This is a genomic window from Pollutimonas harenae, assembly GCF_004153685.1.
GTDB lineage: Bacteria > Pseudomonadota > Gammaproteobacteria > Burkholderiales > Burkholderiaceae_B > Pusillimonas_C > Pusillimonas_C harenae.
The window spans coordinates 1-25589 of record NZ_SDQD01000003.1 but is presented as its reverse complement, the minus strand read 5'-3'; the positions used below and the strand labels follow the sequence as shown (position 1 = coordinate 25589).

The window sequence follows — 25589 nt, the reverse complement described above, 5'->3', positions numbered from 1 at the left end:
GATACATGCAACGACGTCACTTTCTCAAGACTGCCGGCGCATTGGCCGGTGTGGGTGCTTTCGGTGGCTTGCCACTCAACGCACTGGCCCAGAAGAAGATTTCATTCAAATTCGATAGCTACGTTTCAGAAACAGCTGGCCCTTCCGGGCTTGATCAATGGTTTCTGTCCGAGCTTGAAAAGCGCTCTGGTGGCCGTGTCAATGTTCGACGCTATTGGGCGGGCTCGCTAAATAAGGTGGGCGAACACCTGTCCGCTGTGCGTGACAACACCTCTGAAATGTCGCTGATTTCACCGGGATACTATCAGGCCGACCTGCCGGTTACACGAGGCCTCGAGTGGTACTACCGCATGGAGCGGGCCGATGCTTTATTGCTGGTATGTCGTGATGTATATCAGGAGTTCCAGCCTTTGCGCGATGAATGGGAAAAGCGCCACAAGTCCAAAGTCATGTACTGGACCAACTGGAACTATGCGCCTTTGATTACACGCACGCCTATTAATTCGCTCGAAGACTTCAAGGGCAAGCGTATTCGTGGCTACGGTGTCGCCACCGACGTCATTGAAGCCATGGGTGGTACCGCTGTACCCATGGCTGCCCCAGAGGTGTATACGGCGCTTGAGCGCGGCGTGCTCGATGGTGTGTATGGTTTTGATTTCATTACGGCTATTGCCTATAACCTGCATGAAATCGCACCACACTTTACCGATATTGGCGACGGCCCGCATGCACCTTCCGCAACCATCATGAATCTCGATTACTGGAATTCTTTGCCTGAAGATATTCAGAAAATAAGCAATGAAATTGTCGATGAGATTTATGCAGGGCAATACACCACTATCTACGACCAAAGCAACCGCAAGTATGTAGAACGCGCGTTGGCCGAAGGAGTGAAGTTCAATATCTGGCCCGATGACTTGAAGCAGGCTGCCAAAAAGGCAGTGCAGCCCGCCCAGGTCAATAAATGGATTGAAACGGTGGCTAAACCTGCCGGCGTAGACGGCGAGCAAATGCAGAAGCTGATCGACGCCGCCATTGCCAAGCACGGCCCTGCCGGCAAGCTCTTGCGCCCAGAAGAAATTGCACTGAAAGCATAAGCAAGCTACCCCGCCTACCGTGCTGCGCCGTGCTGATTGCCCGGCGCAGCACGGGTCGGGCGAGCCCCCATCTCCTTGGTAGGAGTACATATGAAGTCTCTCGATACTGTATTTAGCAAGCTTTCGAATGTTTTCGGCCTGATCGCCTTACTGTGTCTGGCTTTTCTGATGTTAGGCACGACGATCGATGTTACCGTCCGAGCCCTGACGGGCAGGCCCATTTCCGGTGTTTTTGAAATGGCGGAAACCAGCATGGTTTTGCTGGTGTTCATGGGCTTGGGCTGGACTAAAATTGATAACGCCCACATTCGGGTCAATATGCTTCTAGAGAAAGTTCCGCACTCCGTACGTGTCGTGCTCGAAGCCATTGCCTGGAGTATGGCAGCGCTCATGCTGCTGTTGCTGGCCATTCCATCCACCGAAGACGCCATTGCTTCCACGGCAATACGCGAGTTCCGGTGGGGGTATGTGCAGTTCCCAATCTGGTGGGCCAAAATCATATTGGCCATAGGTCTTTGGTTCGGTTGCCTGCAAATGGCTTTTGAAGCCTTGCGTATTCTCGTCAGCAAAGAAGTGCCACAAGAGAAAGTCAGTGGCGATATTGCCGCAAGCCAGTTGCATTAAATCTGCGCTTTGCCGTTGCCAGTATGCGTGAATAATAGCCTGCACAACTATCGATGCAGGCACGCCTAACGAGACAAATATGGACTACACAACAGCCACCATTGTGGCAACAAGCTTGATTTTCGTACTGATGATCATCGGTACGCCGGTCTTCGCGGCGCTGGGCCTTGCCGGCGTTGTAGGGATCGTCATGATCGAAAACCTGGACTTTGTCCTGAATCGCCTGAAGTCGTTTTCATACCATCAGACGGCTTCTTATTTGCTCACTGTAGTCCCCTTGTTTATCTTGATGGGTGCGTTTGCGCACCATGCAGGGGTCGGTCAAAAATTATTTGGCGTGGCTCGTAAATGGGTAGGGCACTGGCCTGGCGGACTGGCCATGGCCAGTGTGCTGACCAGTGCCGGATTTGCCGCAACCTCTGGTTCCAGTGTGGCTACCGCCGCAACCGTTGGCTCGGTTGCCATTCCTGAAATGAAAAAGGCGGGGTATGACCCCAGGTTGTCAGCCGGTGCCGTAGCGGCAGGTGGCGTGCTGGGTGTCTTGATTCCACCCAGTGTATTGCTGATTTTTTACGCCGCCCTGACAGAAGTGTCCGCAGGCAAGATGTTGGTGGCAGGTGTGATTCCCGGTCTTTTGACTACCCTAGTATTCATGGCCGGTATCTGGGTCGTCAGTGTACGTCTCGAGCATAAACAGGCGCCCGTGGCCAAATCGCCTTGGGGCGAGCGATTGCTTTCCTTGGGCGGCGCATGGCAGGTATTTGTATTGTTTTTTGTCGTATTGGGTGGTATTTACCTGGGGTTTGTAACGCCTACAGAGGCGGGAGCCATCGGGGCTTTTGTTGCCTTCCTGATGCTTTGTTTTTCGCATACTGCCCGGCCCAGCCTGGGTCGCAGCCTATACCAAAGCTTTCGCTCGTCCGCCACCACAACCGTCATGATCATGATGACGATAGTTGGTGCAGGGGTTTTCAGCTATTTTCTGAGCCTGGCTCAAGTTCCCCAGGCGATTGCCAGTGCTGTGGTCGAAGCGCCGTTGCACCCTATGCTGATCATAGGGTTGCTGCTCCTTATCTATTTTCCGCTCGGCATGTTTTTGGACGCGTTTTCGATGCTGGTGATTACGCTGCCCATTATGTTCCCCACTGTCGTGTCGCTAGGCTTCGATCCTATTTGGTTCGGTATTCTTGCGGTCAAAATGTGTGAGATCGGTCTCATCACTCCGCCGGTAGGTTTGAACGTTTATGTGATTGCCGGTATTGACCGCAGCACCCCTTTGTCACAAATTTTTCGCGGAGCCTGGTGGTTTGTGATCATGGAGATCATCACCACGCTTATCCTGTTCTTTTTTCCAGTTCTGGTTACATGGTTGCCTGAAAATATGCTGGGTAAATAAGTCTGATATGGGGCGTAGCCTCAGGCTCTGATGGCCTCCATCGCTCCAAAGAAAAACCACCTCATATGCAAAGGAATAGAAATGGCTAATCGCTTGCAAGGTAAAGTGGCTGTTGTCATGGGGGCTGGCTCTATTGGCGCCGGTTGGGGTAATGGCAAGGCCACCGCCGTTGTCTTTGCGCGCGAAGGCGCTCAAGTCGTTTGTGTGGATGTCAACGAATCAGCAGCCAACGAGACGGTTGATATCATCAGGGGTGAAGGTTTTGACGCTACTGCCCTGTATGCAGATGTCACCAGGTCAGATGATATCAAGGCGGTCGTGGATGCCACTTTGGCCAAATACGGCCGCATTGACGTCCTGGACAACAATGTAGGCATCGTCAGCACGGGTGGTGTGGTCGAAACGACTGAAGCAGAATGGGATAGAGTCTTCGACATCAACCTGAAAAGTTGCTTTCTGGCCATGAAGCACGTGGTTCCCGTCATGCAGCGGCAAGGGGGCGGCTCTATCATCAATATTTCGTCCATCGCGTCGATCCGCGACAGCGGCGTTGCTTACGTTACCTATTCTGCCAGCAAGGCCGCCATGAATCACATGACCCGCACGACGGCTGCACAGTACGCGCAGGATAATATCCGTGTTAACGCGGTTCTCCCCGGTTTGATGAAAACCCCCATGGTTGAGCGTACTGCGGGTATGGCTGCCGAATATGCCGGCGGCGATGTCGAAGCGATGTGGCGCAAGCGCGATAGCCAGGTTCCCATGGGCCATATGGGTGAGGCCTGGGATGTTGCCTATGCGGCCTTGTTTCTTGCCTCTGACGAATCCCGCTACGTCACTGGCATCGAGTTGCTGGTTGATGGCGGGATTGCCCTGAAATTCGCCTGATGCCAGTTGCAGCAACCCAGCCTGAGCCGGCTCGAAGCCTATAGTTTCTTGATGAACACCAGGCTGTTACGCGAACGGTTGTAGTGCGTCTGGCGCTCTTTGGGCAAGTCAGATATACCGCCTTGGACAAAACCACGCTTCATGAACCAGTGCGAGGTGCGAGTGGTCAGCACGAACAGACGCTTGGCGCCCATAGAGCGAGCACGGTGCTCGGCATGACGCAGCAGCATCTCGCCTTCGCCCGTGCCTTGCCATTCCTGGTGCACAATCAGACAGGCCATTTCGGCCATGTTTTCAGATAGATAGGGAATAATCGCCACGCAGCCATAGATCACGCCATCGTGCTCCAGGACAGTGAACTTTTCCACATCGCGTTCAATGACCGACCGGCCTCGAGGCACCAAGGTGCCGTCGGCTTCAAGCGGCTCGATGAGCTGGACGATGGCGCCTACATCGTCGACTGAAGCGGGGCGCAGGTCGTCCAGCGTATCTTCCACCACCATGGTGCCTACGCCATCGTGTGTGAAAATTTCCAGCAGCACGCTGCCGTCAAGCGTGTACGGTACCAGATGGGCGCGAGCGACACCGCGCTTGACCGCACGCGAGGCATGGGTCAGAAAAAATGCGGTGTCTTCGTCCAGCGAGCCTTCTGCCAATAGCTTGTCGGCATCTTCGCGGGCCAGTTCGGTATCGACCGACCCATCTTCATCGCGTACGGTGCGATCCTGCGTCAGGAAGATGAGTTTCTCGGCACGCAGGGCAATGGCTGCACTGGTGGCCAGGTCTTCCATGGCCAGGTTGAATGCTTCGCCTGTGGGTGAAAAGCCCAGGGGTGACAGCAGAACGATGGCACCCTGATTAATAACGCTTTTCATGGCGTCGGTATCCAGCTTTCGGACGGCACCAGCATGCTTGTAGTCGACGCCATCGATGACACCCACCGGGCGGGCTGTAACGAAGTTGCCTGAAATGACGCGTACCTGAGCGTGCGACATGGGCGTGTTGGGTAGCCCCTGGCTGAATGCTGCTTCGATATCCAGGCGAATTTCACCTGCCGCCTCTTTGGCGCACTCGAGCGCTTCTGCCCCGGTAGGCTCGGTGCCGCGCCCAAACTGAATCTGGTAACCTTTCAGTTTGAGTTGCTCATTGACTTGGGGGCGCGAGCCATGCACCAGAATCAGCTTTACGCCCAGCGCCGACAACAGCGATAAGTCCTGTATTAGCGTATTCAGTGCGCCGTCGCTGACCAGTTCGCCGCCGAACGCCACAACAAAGGTTTTGCCCCGAAAGTCGTGCACATAGGGCGCCACCTCGCGAAACCATCGCACAAACTGGGCCGGAGCAAATTCTGGAGCGTCTTGTGCAGATAGCGTGGTGTCGGTCTCGATAGTGCTCATGTCGTTGTTCAAGCCTCGGCAAAAAATGGGTTGCATCCAGCCAAAATTATAATGATGCACAGCACATACTAAAGAAGTTTCATGCAAGCGCCAGTTAATTTGTCGGAAAACACACACACAAACAGCGCCCCTGAGGGTCGCAAAGGCCGGAACCGGGGTGGCCAGGGCAGGGCGGCACCTCGTCCTGACAGGCCTCTGCCGTCGCTGCATTATCCGGAAGACTTGCCGGTCAGCTCGCGGCGCGCTGATATTGCCGAGGCCATACAGCACCATCAGGTGGTGATTGTTTGTGGTGAGACCGGGTCGGGCAAAACGACGCAACTGCCGAAAATCTGCCTTGAGCTGGGACGTGGCCGGGAGAAGATGATAGGGCATACACAGCCGCGCCGGTTGGCTGCCACGTCGGTGGCCAAACGCATTGCTCAGGAGTTGAATACCGAGCTGGGCGATTGGGTGGGCTACCAGATTCGCTTCAATGACCGTACGGGTCCTCATGCCGCCGTCAAACTGATGACTGATGGCATTTTGCTTGCCGAATCGCAGCGTGATCCGCTATTGCGTCGATACGATACGATTATTATTGATGAGGCTCACGAGCGCAGCCTGAATATTGATTTTCTGCTGGGCTTCCTGTTGCAGCTGCTTCCCCGGCGCCGCGACCTTAAGCTCATCATCACTTCAGCCACAATAGACGCTGACCGTTTCGCTCAGCATTTTGCCCAGCATGGCCGGCCGGCGCCCGTCATCGAAGTATCAGGCCGTTTGTATCCCGTCGATATTCTGTACCGACCCATCATGCGCGACGGCGCAGGCCCGGGCGAGGAGGCAGGGGGCCGCCGCCAGGCTGCGGATGAAGAGCGTGACCTGATCGACGCGGTGGTGGATGGTGTCGCAGAGTGCGCTCATCACGGCCCAGGCGATGTCCTGGTCTTTCTGCCGGGAGAGCGCGAAATACGAGAAACAGTCGAAGCTCTGCGTAAGAATCATCCTCCCGCAACCGAAGTGCTCCCCTTGTATGCCCGGCTGTCGCAGGCTGAGCAGGAACGTATTTTTCGCCCTCAGGGCAATGCACGACGTATTGTGCTGGCCACCAATGTGGCCGAAACTTCCTTGACTGTGCCAGGCATACGTTATGTGGTCGATAGCGGTCTGGCGCGTGTCAAGCGCTATTCCTGGCGCAATAAGGTTGAGCAACTGCGTATCGAGTCCATCAGTCAGGCATCGGCCAACCAGCGGGCTGGTCGATGTGGGCGTATTGGGCCGGGTGTGTGTGTGCGTCTTTACGACGAAACTGATTTCAAGCAACGTGCCTCTTTCACAGATCCGGAAGTGTTGCGGTCCTCGCTGGCCTCGGTGATTTTGCGTATGAAGGCGCTGAAGCTGGACGACATAGAAACCTTTCCCTTTGTGGATCGTCCGCCCGGGCGGGCGATTGCTGATGGCTATCACTTGCTTCAGGAGCTGGGTGCCATCGACGAGCACAATCAATTGACTGATGTGGGCCAGACACTGTCGCGTCTTCCGGTGGATCCACGTCTGGCGCGTATGATACTGGCGGCAAAAGATCAACAATGTTTAAACGAAATCTTGATAATTGCGTCGGCCCTGTCAGTCCAGGACCCGCGTGATCGCCCCATGCAGGAGCGTGAGGCTTCAGAAGCGGCTCATGCCAAGTTTGGCGATGACAAGTCGGAGTTCATTTCATATCTGAAGCTGTGGCGCTGGTATGGCGAGCAAGTTGAACACAAGGCATCACAGCGCAAGTTGGTCGCCTTGTTGCGTCAGAACTTTCTGTCACCCTTGCGGCTGCGCGAATGGCGAGATGTACATAGCCAACTGACTGCCTTGGTTGGAGAGCAAGGTTGGCGTCTGAACACGCTGGATGCGACCTATGAGCAGACTCACTTGGCTCTGCTGGCTGGCTTGCTGGGCAATATAGGCTTGAAAAGCGATGATGGGTCGGTTTATCAGGGAGCGCGCGATATACGCTTTCATATACATCCCGGTTCCCGTCTGGTAAAGAAAGCCGGCCGGTGGCTGGTTGCGGCCGAGCTTGTCGAGACCACCCGCTTGTATGCTCGCTGCGTGGCGCGTATAGATCCCGTCTGGCTGGAAAAAGCCGGTGCGCATTTGGTACGGCGCAGCTGGTCTGATCCCCGCTGGGAGAAGAAAGCGGGGCAAGTCGTGGCCAACGAGCGAGCAACTTTGTATGGTTTGCCCATTTACACCGGCAGACGTGTGCACTTTGGCAAGATTGATCCGGCCCAGGCACGGGAGCTGTTTATTCGACAAGCATTGGTCCCCGGTGAGATCGACTCGTCATTGCCTTTCCTGAAGCACAATCGGCAGCTTATTGCTTCGATCGAAAAACTGGAGCATCAGACCCGGCGGCCCGACATTCTGGTCGACGATACGCTGATATATGCTTTCTACGATGAGCACATCCCGACCGAAGTTTGCCAGACGGCAAGTCTGGAAAAATGGCATAAAGGCCTGAGTAAAGAGCAGGCACAGTCCTTGCTGCTGACACGTGATGCCCTGATGCGTCACGATGCAGCTGGCATCACCACTGATGTCTTTCCAAAGACGGTGGACTGGCAGGGCGTGACGATGGCGCTTGATTATCATTTTGAGCCCGGCTCCGTACGCGATGGCGTAACACTGACTGTTCCCTTGTTTGCTTTGAACCAGATTGATCCTTCGCGCTGCGAATGGCTGGTGCCAGGCATGCTCAAGGAAAAAACGCATCTGCTGTTGAAGTCTTTGCCTCAAAAGTTACGTCGTCACTGTGTGCCTTTACCGGACTATGCTGCTGGTTTTGTCGATCGCTGGTTCGAGCGTGCTGTGCAACCCGACCGAGGCCTGCTGGAAGCCATAGGCTCTGACATGTGGGAACAGGTCAAAGTTCGGCCTTTGCGCAGCGATTTCAAACCAGAAAACCTTCCCGCACATTTGTTCATGAACTTCAAAGTGGTGGATGAGCATGGGCGCATGCTGTCAGGCGGACGTAATCTTGATCAGCTCAAGGCCGAGCACGGTCGGCAGGCGCAGGTCTCGTTCCAGAAGGTGGCTGCGCGTGACGACCAGATTGCCCAGGCACTGGCGCACGAGAAGCTCACCGACTGGACCTTCGGCCCTTTGCCCGAAATCATGGAGATCCAGCGCAAGGGACAATCTTTTATCGGATATCCTGCGCTGGTGGACAAGCTAACGCATTGCGATCTGGATGTGTTTGATGATCCGGAGCAGGCACGCCAGCAGCATCATGCGGGTTTGCTGCGTCTTTTTCGCCTCGCTCTGCGTGAGCAAGTTAAATTCCAGGAAAAAAACATTGCGGATCTGACGCGCATGAGTATGTTGTATATGAGTCTGGGTACCCAGGAAGAACTACGACAGCAAATCATGGACTGCGCGCTGGACCAGGCTTGTCTGGCTGACCCCTGGCCTACCGATCAACAGGGCTTTGAACAGCGGCGCAACGAAGGTAAGGCACGATTGGGCTTGCTGGTGCAGGAGATAGCCAGACTGGCGGGTCAGGTGCTGGCCGAGTGGTCTTCCCTGCAAAAGAAGCTGCCCCAGGCAAAGCCACATGCTGCGGCGTACACGGACCTGCAAAAACAGCAGTCGGGTCTGATGGGAAAATGGTTTTTGCGTAATACACCGTATAGTCAGCTCAAACATTACCCGCGCTATCTGAAAGCTGCTCAGGTGCGTATCGATAAGCTCCGGATTGATCCTGAGCGCGACGCACGTCTGATGGCTGAAATGGCGCCTATGCTGACGCAATATCAGCGTGCGGTATCGGGGCTGAAGGGTGCTCGCGATACCCAGCTCGAAGCGTTCCGATGGTTGATCGAGGAGCTGCGCGTGGCACTTTTCGCGCAAGAGCTGCGTACACCCATGCCAGTGTCCGTCAAGCGTCTGCAAAAAGCATGGTCCGCCATGCAGCGCTAATGCAGGCCGTCCGGTTCCGTCACGCAAATTCATGGGTCCTGAGTACAATCCAGCAATGACTGCAGCAATATCTTCACCTTCTTTCGTTCATTTGCGTATTCACTCCGAATTCTCGGTGGTGGATGGCATCGCCCGTATTCCGGATCTGGTCAAAAAGGCCGCTGAGTATGGCCAGCCAGCCATGGCTCTGACCGACCTGTCCAATCTGTTCGGTTTCATCAAGTTTTACAAAGCGGCGCGTAATGCGGGTGTCAAGCCGATTGCTGGCAGCGATGTCTGGCTGCAAAACGAGCAAGATCGCGACAAGCCCTTTCGCTTGCTGTTGCTGGCCAGCAATCAGCAGGGTTATCTGGCCTTGTGCGAGCTGCTCAGCCGCGCATGGCTCGACAATCAGTATCGTGGCCGGGCTGAGATTCGCCGCGAGTGGCTGCAGGGCAAGACGGGTCTGATTATCCTTTCGGGAGGCCGGGCCGGAGATATCGGCCAGTTGTTGGAATCCGGTAACCCTGAAGAAGCTGCTGTCGTAGCCGCATCGTGGGCCAGGGAGTTTCCCGATAGCTATTTCGTCGAGCTGCAGCGTAGCGGGCACGAAGGCGATGAGGCTTATGTCCAGGCTGCCATCAGGTTGGCCGGACAGGCAGGTTTGCCTGTGGTGGCCACACACCCGGTACAGTTTTTGAGTGCCGATGACTTTCGGGCACACGAAGCACGGGTTTGCATCGCCGAGGGTGAACAACTGGGTAATGCAAAGCGTGTACGCAAATACACCACCGAGCAATATCTGCTTGATTCGGCTGATATGGAGCAGCGGTTTGCAGATGTACCGTCGGCCCTGGCCAACACCCTCGAAATCGCCAAGCGCTGCAATCTGACGCTGGTGCTGGGCAAGCCTCGCTTGCCTGACTTTCCTACTCCCGATGGCATAGCGCTGGATGACTACCTGGTGCAGCTGGCCGAGGAAGGCCTGGCCGTACGCATGGCACAGTTATTTCCCGATGAAGCCGAGCGCCAGGCAAAGTACCCGCAATATCTCGAGCGCCTGCAGTGGGAATGCAAAACCATTGTCGGCATGGGCTTTCCGGGCTATTTCCTGATCGTGGCTGACTTCATCAACTGGGGCAAGAGCAACGGCGTGCCGGTTGGGCCCGGGCGTGGGTCGGGCGCCGGTTCATTGGTGGCGTACTCGCTGGGTATTACCGATCTCGACCCCATACGCTATGACTTGCTGTTTGAACGATTCCTGAATCCTGAACGGGTCTCGATGCCCGACTTCGATATCGACTTCTGCCAGGATAACCGCGAGCGCGTCATCGACTACGTGAAGCAGAAGTACGGCAAGAATGCGGTCAGCCAGATTGCCACCTTCGGTACCTTGGGTGCCAAGGCTGTTGTGCGTGATGTAGGGCGTGTCCTCGAGATGCCCTATATGCTGTGCGATGGGCTGTCCAAACTGATCCCCTTCAATCCGGCTGACCCCTGGACCTTGCAGCGCGCCCTGGACGATGAACCGGCGTTCAAGGAGCGCTACGATCAAGACGAAGAAGTGCGTGCCCTGATCGACCTGGCCCGTCCTTTGGAAGGCCTGACGCGCAATATCGGCATGCATGCTGGGGGCGTGTTGATTGCGCCCGGAAAGCTGACCGATTTCTGCCCTTTGTACTGTCAGCCTGGCGTCGATACCAGTGCGGTATCGCAGTTTGATAAGGACGACGTTGAAGCGGCAGGCCTGGTCAAGTTCGACTTCCTGGGCCTGCGTAACCTGACGATTCTCGATTGGGCCGTGCGCTATGTACGCCAGTTCAACGAAGACAAGCGTGATTTCGATGTCATGGCCTTGCCGCTGGATGATGTTAATGCTTACAAGCTGCTCAGCGACGGCAATACTACGGCCGTGTTCCAGCTTGAATCACGCGGCATGAAAGAGCTGTTGAAAAATTTGCGCCCCAACACTTTTGAAGATGTTATCGCTATGCTGGCGCTCTATCGGCCGGGGCCGCTGGAGTCAGGCATGGTGGTTGATTTCGTCAACCGCAAGCATGGGCGGGCCGAAGTCGATTATTTCCATCCCGACCTTGAGGCTGTGCTTCAAAGCACTTATGGCGTGATCGTGTATCAAGAGCAGGTGATGCTGATTTCGCAGATCATCGGCGGATATACCCTGGGAGGCGCCGATTTGCTGCGTCGTGCCATGGGTAAAAAGAAGGCCGAGGAAATGGCCAAGCATCGCGCCATTTTCGAAAAAGGCGCCGTCGAGAAGGGCTATGACGCCGATCTGGCCGTCAAGCTTTTCGACTTGATGGAAAAATTTGCAGGCTATGGTTTCAACAAGAGTCACTCGGCCGCTTATGCCCTGATTGCTTACCAGACAGCCTGGCTCAAGTTCTACCATCCGGCCGAATTCCTGGCTGCGACCTTATCGTCCGATATGGACGATACCGACAAGGTCCAGATATTCTGGAAAGATTGCCTGGCCAACAACGTGGCGGTATTGCCGCCCGACGTAAATGCATCGGCCTATCGCTTTGAGCCTGTTGCCGATGAGTTCATGGCAAAAGCACAGCCGCCGCGCACCATACGTTACGGATTGGGTGCGGTGAAAGGCACAGGGCAGGCCGCCATCGAAGAAATTATTCGGGCCAGGACCGAAGACGGACCCTATGCAAGCCTGTTTGACTTCTGTCGTCGGGTCGATCGGCACACCGTCAATCGCCGCAGCATCGAAGCCTTGATACGCGCAGGTGCATTCGATTCCATCGAAGAGAACCGGGCCGCCTTGCTGGCGACCGTGGCCAATGCCATCGAAGCCGCCGAGCAGGCCGAGCGCAGTGCCAACCAAGTTTCTTTATTCGCCGACGACGCCAATGATATTGTTGAAGGCGAAGTAGCCAAAGTAGCGGCTTGGGACCTGCAGACCCGGCTGAGGCAAGAAAAAGCGGCTCTGGGCTTCTACTTCAGCGGCCACCTGTTTGATGCTTGGCGCGATGAGGTCAGGCGCTTTGCCCCCAAGCCACTGGCCCGACTTGAGCCTTCACGCAGCCTGCAGTGGTTTGCCGGCGTTTTGTCGTCACTGCGTCCCAAAATGACGCGGCGCGGAAAAATGCTTTATGCCTTGGTAGATGATGGCTCGTCCCAGGTTGAGGTCGCCATCTTCAATGAGTTATACGAGCAGCACCGCAACCGTTTGAAAGAAGACCAACTGATCATTATTCATGGCAAGGTCAGCAACGATGATTACTCGGGCGGCTTGCGTGTTTCGGCCGACGAGATATTCGATCTGCAGCTGGCGCGTGAAGCCCGGGCGCATAGTCTGCGTATTACGCTCAATGGCAACGCCGATGCCCAAAAATTGCGCCAACTACTCAACCCCTTCCGGGCGGAGCCCGAGAATGGTGTGGCCGGCGTGCCGGTCGAAGTCCAGCTTATGCGTGATCAATATCTATGCACCGTGCGGCTCGGAGAAGACTGGCGCGTGCGCATGGCCGATGCCTTGCTGGAGCAACTGGAAGGTTGGGTCGAGTCCGACTGTTTGGAGATCAACTATTCATGACGCCCTTGCGCATCTTGCACTCAGAGGCAGCGACCAGTTTTGGCGGGCAGGAGCAGTATATCTATCGCATGATGCTGGCCATGCGTGAGCGTGGACATCATCTCGAGGCTGTCTGTCAGCCGCATGCAGTCCTGACCGAGCGTTTGCGTGAACAGGGTTTTACGGTGCACACCACCCTGATGGATGGCCCGGTTAATTTTGTAAGGGGCGTGGCCACCATACGCCGTGTGCTGCGCAATGGCCGGTTCGATGTGCTCAATACGCACAGCCGGCGTGACACCATTGTGGCTGGCTGTGCCGGCCGCTTGGCCGGTACGCCGCTGATTGTCCGTACCCGGCATTTGGCCAAGCGTGTGGGGTCGCTGCTGTCCTACACGATCATTCCGCATCGTGTCACGACAGCCAGTGATTTTGTCCGCAACCACCTGATAGAACGCGGAGTCAAGCCAGGGGATGTTGCCACCGTTTATCCTGCGGTGGCGCTGGGCGAACCTCCCGCTGAATCAAGCCTGCGCCAGGAACTGCACCTGGCCCAGAACGATATCGTCATCGGTTGCGTGGCAGTCATGCGACCTCAGAAGGGCCATAAGGATTTGATTGATGCAGTGGCACCCCTGATCAAGGAGCGGCCCAACATACATCTGGTGTTGGTCGGCGGAGGCTCTCCGGTATTTGAGCAGTTGCAAGACTACATTACAGAGAAGAAACTGGACAAACGCGTGCACTTGTTAGGTGTGCGCCGTGATGTCCCCAATCTGCTGGCGGGCTTTGATCTGTTTGCTCTGGCCACGCGGCAGGAAGCATCAGGCACGGTGTTCGTCGAGGCCGGCGCAGCCGGCTTGCCGGTGGTGGGCACTAATGTGGACGGCGTACCTGAAATGATGCAGGCGGGCGTCAGCGGCTTACTTGTGCCTTTAGACGATCCAGGAGCGCTGACGGATGCGATTCGGCGTCTGATTGACGATCCGGACTTGCGCCGCCAAATGGGCCAGGCAGGCCTGGCGTTCTGCCGTACACAAGGTCGATTCAGCCTTGATGCTATGGTCGAACGCATAGAGTCGTGCTATACACGTTGGCTTGCGGAGCGAAAATCATGAAAGCTGCACAGACTGTTCCTGTACTGATGTATCACCATATCTCGCCTGTCGAAGGAATGATCACGACTTCGCCGAGCAACTTCGAAGATCAGCTGTTGTGGCTCAAGCGGCGCGGCTATCGTTCTCTAAGCAGCGATGAATTCGCCGGCCATTTGAACGGAATACCGGTGCCGGCAAAGTCCGTCCTGATCACCTTTGATGACGGCTATCTGGATAACTGGGTCTATGCCTATCCCTTGCTCAAGAAATATGGCTTTACGGCTTTGGTTTTTCTGGTGACTTCGTGGATGCACGAAGGGCCGGTGCGCAATATTCTGGGGCAGGGGGAACTGCCCGAAACGCCATCCCATAAAGAATGCGAAGATCGTATCGAGCAGGGCCGCAGTGACGAGGTTGCTTTACGCTGGAGCGAAATCGAAGCCATGCGGAAAGACGGTGTCATGGAGTTTCATAGCCACACGCACACTCATACCCGTTGGGACCTTATCGACCCATCAAGCAAGAATACCCATATTGTCGAAGAGTTGGACTTATCCAGAGCGGCCCTGCAGGCTCAGCTTGGCTCTGTGTCGGAACATTTCTGCTGGCCTCAAGGCTATTTCGACCCTGACTATGTCCGCTTGGCACAAGAGGCTGGTTTTCGCTATTTGTACACTACGCAGGCCTTTGGCCAGAATCGTGCGGGTACCGACCCAGCTCATATTTGCCGGTTTGCGGTGCGTAATACCTCGGGCCATTCAGTTGGACGCCGCATACAGGTCGCAGTGCATCCCGTCATAGGGCCTTTGTTCAACAAGTGGAAGCTCTGGAAGCGCAGCCGCAGGAACCGTGGATGAAACTTTCGGTCATCATTATCACCAAGAATGAAGCTGCGCATATTGGCGACTGCATTGATTCGGTAGCCTTTGCTGATGAAGTCATCGTCGTCGATTCGGGCAGTACAGATGAGACACGGGAAATCGCCGCGGGCAAGGGTGCCAAGGTCAGCCTGACGGCTGATTGGCCGGGTTTTGGCCTTCAAAAAAACCGGGCGCTGGACTTGGCAACTGGTGATTGGGTGCTGTCCATCGATGCTGACGAGCGTGTTACTCCCGAACTGGCTACCGAAATCAAAAAAGAGCTCGAGCATCCGCGCGCCGATGCTTACAAAATCCCGCGCCTGTCCAATTACGCAGGACGTTGGATACGACATAGCGGCTGGTGGCCCGACCATGTATTGCGCTTGTTCAAGCGCGGCACGGCTCGATTCAGCGATGCCGCCGTGCACGAGAGCGTCCAGACCGCATCGCCGGTGGCCGTGCTGAGCGCCCACTTTTTGCATTATCCCTATGCCGATCTGGAATCCCATATCGCCAAGCTTAATCATTATTCAAGCGCCGCTGCCGCCATGCTGCATGCGCGCGGTAAGAAAACTAGCACGCTGGGTGCCGTTGGCCATGCTTTCTGGACTTTCGTCCGCCACTATCTCATACGGCGTGGGTTCCTGGATGGTAAAGAGGGCTTCATGCTCGCAGTCATGGCTAGCGCGGGTAGCTTTTTTCGTTACAGTAAATTACTATTGTTAAACAAACAGAATAAATAAGGTGCGAGTCTTAAGCGTATGTCGCTGACGGCTTATGCCGACTCGCGACAATGAAAATACTTCTTACCGATATTCACCATGGCAATGGTGGAGGCCATGTTACCTACATCGTCAACCTGCTGAATGGTCTGAAGAACCGTCACTCCGTCGTGTTGGCGGCCCCTGAATGCAGCCGTCTGTACAGGTATGCCAGCAAAATACAGGGCGTGCGGTTGTTTCCCGCCGTATATACCAATCGTGTTCCCTCGCTGCTCAAAGAGGTGTCGCGTCTCAAACAGTATCTGGCCAACGAGCGCTTTGATATTGTGCACGTCAATGCCTCGGCCGATCATAGACACATCATGCTGGCCTGCCTGGGGTTGGCACGGCGCCCTAAGATCATCTGGACCAAGCATAATTTGAACAGTGTCAACAGTGCGGGGCATCAGTTGCGCGCGCGTTGTGGGACAGACGCAGTGGTCGCAGTCAGCGGCTATGTAGGCCATATGCTGGCAAAAAGCGCCTATCGGAATAAGCCAGTCCACGTCATAAGGCACGGTATTGACACGGCTCATTTTCATCCGCCCGCACCCGAACTAAAGCAAAGCTTGCGCCGTAAACTACTTGGGAACGTTACCGACGATACGGTGGTGTTGGGCAGTGCCGGTGGTACCGACTTTGAAAAAGGTTGGCTGGATCTGGCTGCTGCAGTGTCATCGCTCCCGCCAGCCGTACAAGCTCGTATTGTGCTGGTCGTAGCGGGATCCATGCCAAGTCCGAGACTCCGCGCGAAGCTGGATGCCTACGCACTGAAAGCCAGAGTGGTATTTCCGGGGCTGGTAGATGATGTCTGCGCTGTATTGGGTGCCTGTGATGTCGGTTTTGTATTGTCGCATCGCGAATCGCTTTCTTATGCCTGCCGCGAGTCTCTGGCCATGGGGTTGCCCACATTGATCTCCGATGCAGGCGGTCTTCCCGAGAACATTACCGACGGGAGAGAAGGGTGGATAGTACCAGTGCACGACACCTGTGCTATTTCGGGGGTGCTGCGCCATATACTTGCAAGCCCCCAGAGTCTTCCTGCCATGAGCGCTGCGGCCCGCCTGCATAGCGTGCAAAATTTCAGTCTTGATGGCTTTATGTTTGCTACGCAAGCTGTCTACCAAAGCGTCATTCCAGCGCCATCACCGCAGGCGATACCGATATAATCTTCGGCATGATACCGATACTCATGTACCACCAGATAGGTCAGCCGGGTCCCAAAGGGACCCCCTATCGCGGACTGACCGTGCATCCGGCCGATTTTCGGCGGCAAATGGCCTGGCTGCGCCGCTTTGGCTACCGCGGCCTGTCCATGCGCGACTTGTTGCCTTACGTGCGCGGAGAGCGTCTCGGCAAGGTCGTGGGCATTACTTTCGACGACGGTTACCGCAACGTGTATCAGAATGCCTTGCCGGTGCTGAACGAGCAGAACTTTACCGCCACGAATTATTTTGTGGTCCGTCAACTCGATGGCGGCAATGTCTGGGATTATCAAAAGGGCGTTGCCCATTCAGATCTGATGTCTGCCGACGAGATGCGCGCCTGGGCGGCGGCGGGCATGGAGGTGGGTTCGCATACGCTTGACCACCCCTTCCTGCCCAAGTTGTCGCCCGATATTGCCGCCTTTCAGATCAGGCAGTCCAAGCAGGAGCTGGAAGATATTCTGGGTGTTGATGTGACGGCATTCTGCTATCCCTATGGTGGCCAATCGCCTGAGATTCGTGCCATGGTGCAAGACGCCGGATACACCAACGCCACGACCACCGAGCGGGGTCTGGTCCGAACCAGCGATGATGTGTACGGACTGCCGCGTGTTACGGTGGCCCGGTCAACCAATATCATTCGCTTCCTGCAAAAATGCATGACGCGTCTGGAAGACAGGCGCCGCAAGGCGTAAATGCATATATGCCCCGTCCCCGCCTGAAAATTGCGTTTGTCGTCGACCGGTTCGGACACAGGTTTGGTGGAGCGGAGGCCTATGGTGTCGAGTTGATGCGTGAACTGGCCATTGATCACGACATTACTGTTTTTGCCCGCGACTACGATCCGGCTTGCGATGTGCAACTACCGTTTGTGCCCGTGCGGGCCTGGTCGATCCTGCCCAGTTGGTTGCGAGTCCTGCTATTTGCCTGCCGCGTTCGACGTTTGACCCGTAAAGGCTACGATGTCGTGCACTCTCATACTAATGGCTGGTCGGGCGACATCGAGGTCGTGCATGTCACACCTGTGCGCTATAACTGGCGTGTCAGGCCTTTGTCGCTATTGAAGCGCTTGTCGTCTTATATCAGCCCAAGAGTGCACACTTATCTGTGGCTCGAAAAGCGCAGGGTGCGGCAGCGTCCGGCGCATCGTACCGTTGCGGTGTCGGGTCTGATCGCAGATCAACTCCGCCAGGCTTATGGCAACAATCGCGATTTTCCGATTATTCCGCCCGGTGTCACGAGGCCGGTACCGCCGGCAGAGGGTGAGGCTCTGCGCATGCGTGTGAGTTTGGGGTTAGCCCCTGATGATTATGTTTGCCTGCTGGTGGCCCGCAACCCACTGCGCAAAGGGTTGCCGACGGTGGTGAAGGCTTTGGCCCGTCTGCCGGCTCATTACAAGTTGTTGGTGGTGGGCAGTAATGCCGCCACGCGCAACTTTGTACATGGCTCCCCCGACTATGCGAGTTTGTCAGATCGCATCCGGCTTATAGATGAAACGTCTGATGTGGCACCGTATTATCTGACGGCCGACCTCTATGTGCATCCAACACTGAACGACAGTTTTGGCATGGCACCGCTCGAAGCCATGTCTTTTGGACTGCCTGTGATTCTTAGTCCCGCACCCTGGTGCGGTTTTGCACAATACGTGGAAGACGGGCAAGACGTCATGATGCTGGACCATCCGGAAAATAATAGGCAGTTGGCGCAATTCATCCAGCGTATGAGCGAAGACGTACAGTGGCGTCGGCGCCTGGTTCAGGGCGGCAGCCAAGTAGTAGACCGGCATGCCTGGAGCGCAGTGGCCGAGTCGTACCTGGAGCTGTATGGCCAGGTGCTTGAGGAGCGCCGTCAGGGTTAAGTGTGGCCAATCGATAATTGGCCAGCTCGCGGCATCAGGAAAATCAGGCCAGGCTGCGCACCTTGGCTTCCAGATCTGTTTTTAAGCTTGCAGGCAAGGGTAATTGCCGCGCGAGTTCGTCCAGATAGGCTCGCTCCATATAGCTTTGTTCATCGATGACCAGCAGGCTGGCCAAATACACTTCGGCGGCTTGTTCGGGGGTGGTTGCCAGTGACGCCGCAACAGCGGGGTCGGCCGGTTTGGCCAGTTCCGCTTCGAACCAGGCGAGATCGGCAGAGCGGCCAGCCAGCTTGGCAACTTCTTCATCCAGCAATTGCTGCTCTTCGGCTCCGATATGGCCGTCTGCCTTGGCAGCTGAAATCATTGCGGCAAGAATAATACGGCTCTGTGCTTCCAGCGCACTATCGGGAACGGTAGGGGCGGCCAAAGTCGCTTGCGTGGATCTCGGAGCTTGCTCTGCGCCGTGGGTTTGTGCCGGCGAGGTGTTACCGTTGGCCGAACTCTGCTGCCAGTCCTGGTAGGTTTTCAGGGCCAGCGCGCCCAAGGCCGCAGCTCCGCCGTAGGCTGCGAATTTACCGCCCATCTTGCGAAACTTTTTGTTGCCAAGCAAGAGGCCCAATGCTCCTCCTGCCAAGGCCCCACCACCAAACCCACCGAGTTTGGATGTGACTCCTGGTGCCGCCTGATTGACCCGGGAGCCGGCGTCCTGAGCGAGGCTTTGGCCAGACTGAAGCACTTGTTGCAAGAGTTGCTGGATAGACATGTGAAAGCATTCCTGTGGAGAAGAGACAAGGTACAGACCATCGGATGCACAGATCGTTCCCGAGAGCCATACAACAGAATTTGTTGCGGCAGGAGCGTATTCAGATCCAGCCGCGCAGCCAATACACCAGCAAACCAACATATTCCTTGACGATGGACCGGCTGGCCGTCAGGGAGCGCATGTCAGGCTGCCAGAATGAAAATCCGGGATCGTCAGGTACAACGATTTGTGGTGCCAGGGGAGTGGCAATGGCCGAAATGCCTTGCTTGGCAAACACGGCCATGGCTCTTGGCATGTGTAGCGCCGAGGTGACCAGTAAAATATGCTGGATGTGATGCTGTTTTAATGTTTCAGCCGTATAAATTGCGTTTTCGTGGGTGGTGAAGCTGCGACTTTCCATGATGATGGCACTTCTGGGAATGCTGTGCTGCTCCAAGGCATGTGCCATGATTTGGGCCTCGCTGACATTGCCTTCCAGGGCGGCGCCCGATACAACGATCAGTGGCGCCCGTCCCGCCTTGTACAAGGCGGCGGCCTTGTCGATTCTGGCAATGGCTGTCTCTTTGTCGTAAGGTTCGAACCAGTTTCGGCGCCCATTGGCGGTGTGCCCGCCCAACACGACGATGGCTTGGGCAGTGGGGGCGCTGGATGCCTCTGTGTAAGGATGCAACTGCTCCAGACGGCCTCCAGCCCACAAGGATGAGGCGGGTAGTGACCAAAAGATCGCCCAGCATAGTCCTGCGACAGCGATGGCAAAGGCTGTTTTGCGCAGACGCACCATGAACACAATGGCGGCCACCAGCAAAAGGGCTATGCACAAGTTCAGTGGGATGACTAGGTTGGTCAGAAAACTCGAAAGTGTCATGCGCTGCTGTGTACCTGCTGCAGGGTTAATAGGGCGTGAACGCGGTCGACTGCTTGTTCCAGTGTGGGCCAGGCCTGGGCGGATCCGAGGCATGAGGCCTTGTCTGACCATGGCCCTGTTCTTTCGGGCTGGGTGACGCCAAACAGAGTCAGCTGTCTGGCATCAGCAGCGGCGGCAAGATGTGATACGCCTGAATCATTACAAATTACCAATGTTGCGAGCTGGGCTAGTGTAGCAAATGCACCCAGCTTCAAGGGCGGTAGACACAGCGCATCCGGGGCATTTTTTTTAGCCTCGTCGGCTTCCGCAGCGGGCGGGCACATGACGACGGTGTATCCAAGCGATTGCAGGCGTTGAGTCAGTTCTTTGTAGTAGGGCCAGACTTTGACTTTTCCGTGGTGCAGCCCTGTGGCGGTAGGTGCAATCAGGATGTAGCTGCCAGGTTCCAGCCCTGCCTGCAATAGGGCCTGCTGACCCTCGGCATCGTGCCGGTCGGCCAAGTGCAAGCCTAATCGGCGGGCCACTGGTAGTCCGCTGCAGGGCAGACTCCAGCGTTTCAGGGCCTGGCTGGTAATGTAATGCCACGACTCGACGGCGTGCAGGCTGGCTGCAGGTTTGTTTACCGGCCAGCGTAAGATCAGGCTGCGGCCGTCGTCCCGGTAACCGGCGCTGGGTATGCCTCCGAATTTGAAGACCATGGCGCTGGAGAGGGAATCGGGCAGCAAAATGCCCCGGGCGTGGGGATGCTGTGCTTTCTTCCGAAAGGCATGCACGGCAGCCCGGTCTTCGCGCCACCGGCCTTTCATTTCGATGAACCCAGCCAGGTCATAGGCGGCCAGCAAGTCCCTGGCCCAGGGGCGTGCGCACACCACGATGGGTATCTGCGTATCAAGCAGCGCGTGCAGGCTTGGGAGACTCATGCAGACATCGCCTATCCAGTTGGGAAGACGCAGGTAAATGGCGGAAATGTTCGGCATGAGTGCGGGTGTTTTGTGGAGGGCTGTATGATGAGCCTGGTTCGTAACCAAGATGAATGGGTTGAACGTTAAAATAATCCATCCAATAGTATATAAGCGAGTTTATTGTTGAAGTCAGCTACTAACGCCTCATCGCCCCAGACCGAGCCTGTCAAGCTAGAGCTGTGGCGTCGGATCTACAGTCGCTTGGGTAAGTACTGGAAGGTCGTAGTACTGGCTGTTTTATTAGTCAGCGTAGCCGCAGCCACGCAGCCCACGCTGGCTCTCATCATGAAACCCTTGCTCGACGAGGGCTTCTCGGGGGCCAAACCCTCGTATATGTGGTCGATTCCGTTGGCGGTGATCGGATTGATGCTGCTGCGCGGCATAGCCAGTTTTGCCAGTAATTACCTCCTGGCCTGGGTGGCCAACAATATGCTGCTCGGTCTGCGTAAAGACATGTTTGAAAGACTGTTGGGCTTGCCCGATGAAGACTTCAAACGTGGCGATACGGGCAGACTGATGAATCGCTTCACCATAGACGCAGGCACCGTAACAGGACTGGCTGCTGAAGTGGTAACCGTTATTGTGCGCGAAACCCTGGTGGTTGTGGCTTTGTTGTGCGTGCTGCTTTATATGTCGTGGCAACTGACCCTAATCGTGCTCGTCATGCTGCCGGTCTCCAGTTTGATTATCCGCATATTCGTCAAAAGACTGCGGCGCATCAATCGTGAAACCATAGGCATGAATGCCGAACTGACTCGTGTGGTGCGTGAAGGCATAGACGGCCAGCGGGTCATCAAGTTGTTCGATGGCTATAAGCGCGAAAGTACGCGCTTTGAATATGTAAACACACGGTTGCGGCGTTTTGCCATGCGGGCGGCCAGTGCCGATGCCGCCATGTCGCCGTTGTCGCAGTTTTCCATTGCTATTTCCATTGCGGCCGTGATTGCGGTGGCCCTGTACCAAGCCAATATGCATGGTCTGACCGTGGGTAGCTTTGCTGCTTTTATGGCGGCTCTGGGACAGATATTCGACCCGATGAAGCGATTAACCAAAATTGCCAGCTCCATGCAGCGCATGGTGATTTCCGCCGAGAGTGTATTTACGCTGATCGACCAGACACCGGAAAGCGATACCAGTACCAAATCGCTAAAGACCCCAGTCAAGGGCCGGGTTGAGTTCAAGAATATCCATCACCGTTTTCCGAGTGCTCATCGCGACACCTTAAGTAATGTTTCTTTTGTGGCCGAGCCAGGAACCACCGTTGCGTTGGTAGGCCGCTCGGGTAGCGGTAAAACCACGTTGGTCAATATGCTTCCGCGCTTCGTGCGTCCTGACGGCGGCGATATTCTTATCGATGGCCAGAACATCACTGACGTCAGTTTGCGCAGTTTGCGGTCACAACTTTCCCTGGTCAGCCAGGATGTGGTTTTGTTCGAAGGAACGATCGCCGACAACGTGGGTTATGGCGCCTTGCACGACGCCAGCCGTGAAGAAATCAACAGCGCCCTTGAGGCGGCCAATCTGCTTGATTTCGTGAATGGGCTGCCCCAGGGTATGGATACACCGGTGGGTGAAAATGCTGGTCAGTTGTCGGGCGGGCAGCGCCAGCGCCTGGCGATCGCCAGGGCACTCATCAAGAATGCACCTATCCTCATTCTCGATGAAGCAACCTCTGCACTCGATAATGAGTCGGAGCGGCAGGTTCAGGCCTCGCTCGAGCGTCTGATGGCCGGGCGCACCACACTGGTTATTGCTCATAGATTGTCCACTGTTCAGAAAGCTGATCGTATTGTGGTGCTCGAGGAAGGCCGGATTGTCGAACAGGGGCGTCACGAAGAACTGCTGCAGCAAGACGGACGATATGCATCGCTGTATCGCATGCAATTTCAGGATTGAATTTGAATAAGGAAACTCAAGCCATGAAAAATGGAGTGGCACTATTGGCGCTGCTGACACTGGCAGGATGCGCCAATAACACCAATGGAATAAGGGCAGCAGATTTGCGCAGCGACGCTTACTTTCGTACCGAGCGTGTCTTACCCATGACATTTCCACAAATACAGATGGCTTTGTTCAAGCACGAAGCCGCTTGCGGATCAGCGCCGAAGTTTGCGCTTGAGCCAGGTCAAACAGCTTTGGCAAGACTGAGCGATGAGCCCTTGGGCAGTACTGATCGCCGGGAAATCATTGTTGCCGACCTGATGCATTTTCGTAGCAGCGACGTGGGTGGCTGGATGGCGCCCGACGAGGATCGCAACTACCGTACCCGAGCCAAGGTATATAGCTACTACGCAGGCAGTGAGATCGATACCCGTATCGAACAGCTTTTCCGGGCTATAACACATCCACAGGCGTGTCCCGGAGACCCTATTGAGCCGGATGGCTCCGACGAATCCACGTCTGCGCAGGACTAGAGTGCTCCCGAAAGCCCCGCACTACACCGATGAGGCCGGGGCATGAGGAAGATTCAGCACGGCTTTATATCAGAACGATATCGTATTGTTCTTGCGTATATTGGCTTTCCACTTCGAGTGAAATCGGCTTGCCTATAAAGTCTCCCAGCATGGCAAGGTGGGCGCTTTCTTCCTCCAGGAATAAGTCCACAATGTCCTGCGAGGCCAGAATGCGAAACTCCTTGGGATTGAATTGGCGGGACTCGCGCAGAATTTCGCGCAATATTTCATAGCAAAGTGTGCGGGGTGTACGCACGTTGCCGCGTGATTGGCAGGTCGGGCACGGCTCGCATAGCTGGTGAGCCAATGAGTCACGGGTGCGCTTGCGCGTCATTTCGACCAGGCCTAACTGGCTGAAACCACTAACTGTCATGCGCGTCCGGTCTTTGCCTAGTGCCTTGTTCAGCTCAGCCAGCACCGAGTTCCGGTGCTCGATATCGTCCATATCGATAAAGTCCAGAATAATGATGCCGCCCAGATTGCGCAGCCGCAACTGGCGCGCCAGTGCGAGTGCCGCTTCGAGGTTGGTCTTGAAAATGGTGTCGTCAAAGTTGCGGCCGCCTACGAAACCGCCGGTGTTGACGTCAACGGTAGTCAAGGCCTCGGTCTGGTCGATGATCAGGTAGCCGCCTGACTTGAGATCGACACGCCGCGACAGGGCTCGTGCGATTTCCTCATCGACATTGGCTGTGTCGAACAGAGGACGCTCACCACTATAGTGTTTGATTCTGTCTTGCACGGAGGGTGTATAGATGGCGGCCCAGTCGAGCAGGTTCTGTGTGGTGCTGCGCGAATCGACCATAATGGTGCCGGTATGGGGGCCCACCATATCGCGCAGCACACGTTGCGCCAGCGTCAGGTCGTTATAGAGCAGCGATGGGGTAGGCTGGCTTCTGGCCTTGTCTTGTATGGAGCTCCATAAAGTACGTAGATAAGATTGGTCGGCCTGCAGCTCATCGTCGGTAGCGCCTTCCGCCTGCGTTCGTACGATAAAACCACCCTTTTCATCGGGGGCACTGAAACGCAATACCCGTTCGCGTAGCGAGATCCTGTCTTCTTCAGATTCGATTTTTTGCGAGATGCCGACATGCGGATCATGAGGCAGGTAGACCAGCATGCGTCCCGCAATGCTGATTTGAGTGGATAAGCGCGCTCCTTTTGTGCCCAGCGGGTCCTTGATTACCTGAACCATCAGGGACTGGCCCTCGAACAGCAGCTTCTCTATTGGGGTAGGGGCTGTGCCGTTGCTGCGTTCCTTGCGGTTCTGTCTAAGGTCGCCTACATGAATAAAGGCAGCACGTTCCAGGCCTATATCCACAAAGGCGCTTTGCATGCCGGGTAACACACGTACGACTTTACCCAGATAAAGATTGCCGACATGGCCGCGCTGAATACTGCGTTCTATATGTATTTCCTGGACAGCACCTTGTTCTACCAGTGCTACGCGGGTTTCAAAAGGTGTAATGTTGATGAGAATGTCTTCGGTCATGGATGCGCGAGAGGGGGAGGGTTTGTTGTATTGGGAACAAGTGTAGAGTCAATTGCCGTACTACTGTGCTTTTAGTGGTGAAGCGGGGATCGCCGCTCAGTGTCTTTATAACGGGTCAAGACATGGTGTACCACGGCGAAGAAGGGCGATTACTTCTATATTCAAGAGGGGTTTCCTGTGCCGTCAGAGATTTCCCCCAACTATTTCACTTAAGTTAAAAAAATATTTCTATGGTATTTCAAAGGCTTAAGTTGGGTGGTGTAAAAAAAGGGTTGAATTGGGTGGTTTGGGCGGGTTTTTCAGTTGCACGGGTTAAAAAAGCTATGCTATAGTTCTGTTCTTTCGCAGCCAGCACATCAGGGTTTTCCCGGATGAGCAAGGCGAATCAAGTTGG

The 25589-nt window shown here is 55.6% G+C and carries 19 protein-coding genes; 14 read left to right on the top strand and 5 right to left on the bottom strand.

Annotated elements, in window-relative coordinates; all coding sequences use genetic code 11:
• The first annotated feature begins 5 nt into the window (after positions 1-5).
• The 4 genes from dctP to ERD84_RS12860 all read left to right on the top strand — a co-directional run bounded on the left by dctP (position 6) and on the right by ERD84_RS12860 (position 4005).
• Positions 6-1097 (top strand): TRAP transporter substrate-binding protein DctP, encoded by a 1092-nt coding sequence (gene dctP / locus ERD84_RS12875; protein WP_130040079.1) that lies wholly within the window; start codon positions 6-8, stop codon positions 1095-1097.
• Positions 1098-1187: 90 nt separating this feature from the next.
• Positions 1188-1721, top strand: a complete 534-nt coding sequence (locus tag ERD84_RS12870) for a TRAP transporter small permease (protein ID WP_130040078.1) — start codon at positions 1188-1190, stop codon at positions 1719-1721.
• Between the two features lie 79 nt (positions 1722-1800).
• Positions 1801-3117, top strand: coding sequence for a TRAP transporter large permease (locus tag ERD84_RS12865; protein WP_130040077.1), 1317 nt, complete (start codon positions 1801-1803; stop codon positions 3115-3117).
• Between the two features lie 81 nt (positions 3118-3198).
• A complete protein-coding gene (locus tag ERD84_RS12860) occupies positions 3199-4005 on the top strand; it encodes an SDR family NAD(P)-dependent oxidoreductase (protein WP_130040076.1) in 807 nt (268 codons plus the stop codon).
• A 38-nt stretch (positions 4006-4043) separates the two neighbouring features.
• Here ERD84_RS12860 and argA read toward each other — a convergent pair whose 3' ends face one another.
• A complete protein-coding gene (argA, locus tag ERD84_RS12855) occupies positions 4044-5402 on the bottom strand; it encodes an amino-acid N-acetyltransferase (RefSeq protein WP_130040075.1) in 1359 nt (452 codons plus the stop codon).
• A gap of 81 nt (positions 5403-5483) precedes the next feature.
• On the opposite strand from argA, the gene hrpA reads away from it, so the two are divergent.
• The 8 genes from hrpA to ERD84_RS12815 are packed head-to-tail and all read left to right on the top strand — an operon-like array spanning position 5484 to position 18663.
• The gene (gene hrpA, locus ERD84_RS12850) at positions 5484-9356 is read left to right on the top strand and encodes an ATP-dependent RNA helicase HrpA (protein WP_130040074.1); all 3873 of its coding nucleotides are present in this window, start codon (positions 5484-5486) and stop codon (positions 9354-9356) included.
• A 55-nt stretch (positions 9357-9411) separates the two neighbouring features.
• Positions 9412-12903, top strand: a complete 3492-nt coding sequence (gene dnaE, locus ERD84_RS12845; protein WP_130040073.1) for a DNA polymerase III subunit alpha — start codon at positions 9412-9414, stop codon at positions 12901-12903.
• Positions 12900-14000, top strand: a complete 1101-nt coding sequence (locus tag ERD84_RS12840) for a glycosyltransferase family 4 protein (protein WP_130040072.1) — start codon at positions 12900-12902, stop codon at positions 13998-14000. Before dnaE ends, ERD84_RS12840 begins: the two co-directional genes overlap by 4 nt.
• Positions 13997-14836 carry a polysaccharide deacetylase family protein gene (locus ERD84_RS12835; protein WP_130040071.1) on the top strand — a complete coding sequence of 280 codons (840 nt, stop codon included), beginning with the start codon at positions 13997-13999 and terminating at the stop codon, positions 14834-14836. Before ERD84_RS12840 ends, ERD84_RS12835 begins: the two co-directional genes overlap by 4 nt.
• The gene (locus ERD84_RS12830) at positions 14833-15582 is read left to right on the top strand and encodes a glycosyltransferase family 2 protein (RefSeq protein WP_130040070.1); all 750 of its coding nucleotides are present in this window, start codon (positions 14833-14835) and stop codon (positions 15580-15582) included. The genes ERD84_RS12835 and ERD84_RS12830 overlap by 4 nt, the downstream gene beginning before the upstream one ends.
• A 50-nt stretch (positions 15583-15632) precedes the next feature.
• Positions 15633-16769, top strand: a complete 1137-nt coding sequence (locus ERD84_RS12825; protein WP_130040069.1) for a glycosyltransferase — start codon at positions 15633-15635, stop codon at positions 16767-16769.
• A gap of 23 nt (positions 16770-16792) precedes the next feature.
• Positions 16793-17500 carry a polysaccharide deacetylase family protein gene (locus ERD84_RS12820; protein ID WP_130040068.1) on the top strand — a complete coding sequence of 236 codons (708 nt, stop codon included), beginning with the start codon at positions 16793-16795 and terminating at the stop codon, positions 17498-17500.
• Positions 17501-17508: 8 nt separating this feature from the next.
• Positions 17509-18663 carry a glycosyltransferase family 4 protein gene (locus ERD84_RS12815; protein ID WP_130040067.1) on the top strand — a complete coding sequence of 385 codons (1155 nt, stop codon included), beginning with the start codon at positions 17509-17511 and terminating at the stop codon, positions 18661-18663.
• Between the two features lie 43 nt (positions 18664-18706).
• Here ERD84_RS12815 and ERD84_RS12810 read toward each other — a convergent pair whose 3' ends face one another.
• From ERD84_RS12810 to ERD84_RS12800, 3 genes are all read right to left on the bottom strand, one after another.
• A complete protein-coding gene (locus tag ERD84_RS12810) occupies positions 18707-19426 on the bottom strand; it encodes a tellurite resistance TerB family protein (protein ID WP_130040066.1) in 720 nt (239 codons plus the stop codon).
• Positions 19427-19526: 100 nt separating this feature from the next.
• Complete coding sequence (locus tag ERD84_RS12805; protein ID WP_130040065.1) at positions 19527-20291, bottom strand: YdcF family protein; 765 nt, start codon at positions 20289-20291, stop codon at positions 19527-19529.
• Positions 20288-21268, bottom strand: a complete 981-nt coding sequence (locus tag ERD84_RS12800; protein WP_130040064.1) for a glycosyltransferase family 9 protein — start codon at positions 21266-21268, stop codon at positions 20288-20290. The genes ERD84_RS12805 and ERD84_RS12800 overlap by 4 nt, the downstream gene beginning before the upstream one ends.
• Positions 21269-21373: 105 nt before the next feature.
• Between ERD84_RS12800 and msbA the strand changes: the two genes are divergently transcribed.
• Both msbA and ERD84_RS12790 read left to right on the top strand, forming a co-directional pair.
• Positions 21374-23149, top strand: a complete 1776-nt coding sequence (msbA, locus tag ERD84_RS12795) for a lipid A export permease/ATP-binding protein MsbA (protein ID WP_130040063.1) — start codon at positions 21374-21376, stop codon at positions 23147-23149.
• Between the two features lie 23 nt (positions 23150-23172).
• Entirely contained in the window at positions 23173-23667 is a 495-nt protein-coding gene (locus tag ERD84_RS12790) for a hypothetical protein (protein ID WP_130040062.1), read from the top strand.
• Between the two features lie 64 nt (positions 23668-23731).
• Here the strand turns inward: ERD84_RS12790 and rng are convergent, their stop codons facing one another.
• Positions 23732-25195, bottom strand: a complete 1464-nt coding sequence (gene rng / locus ERD84_RS12785) for a ribonuclease G (RefSeq protein ID WP_130040061.1) — start codon at positions 25193-25195, stop codon at positions 23732-23734.
• Positions 25196-25589 lie beyond the last annotated feature (394 nt).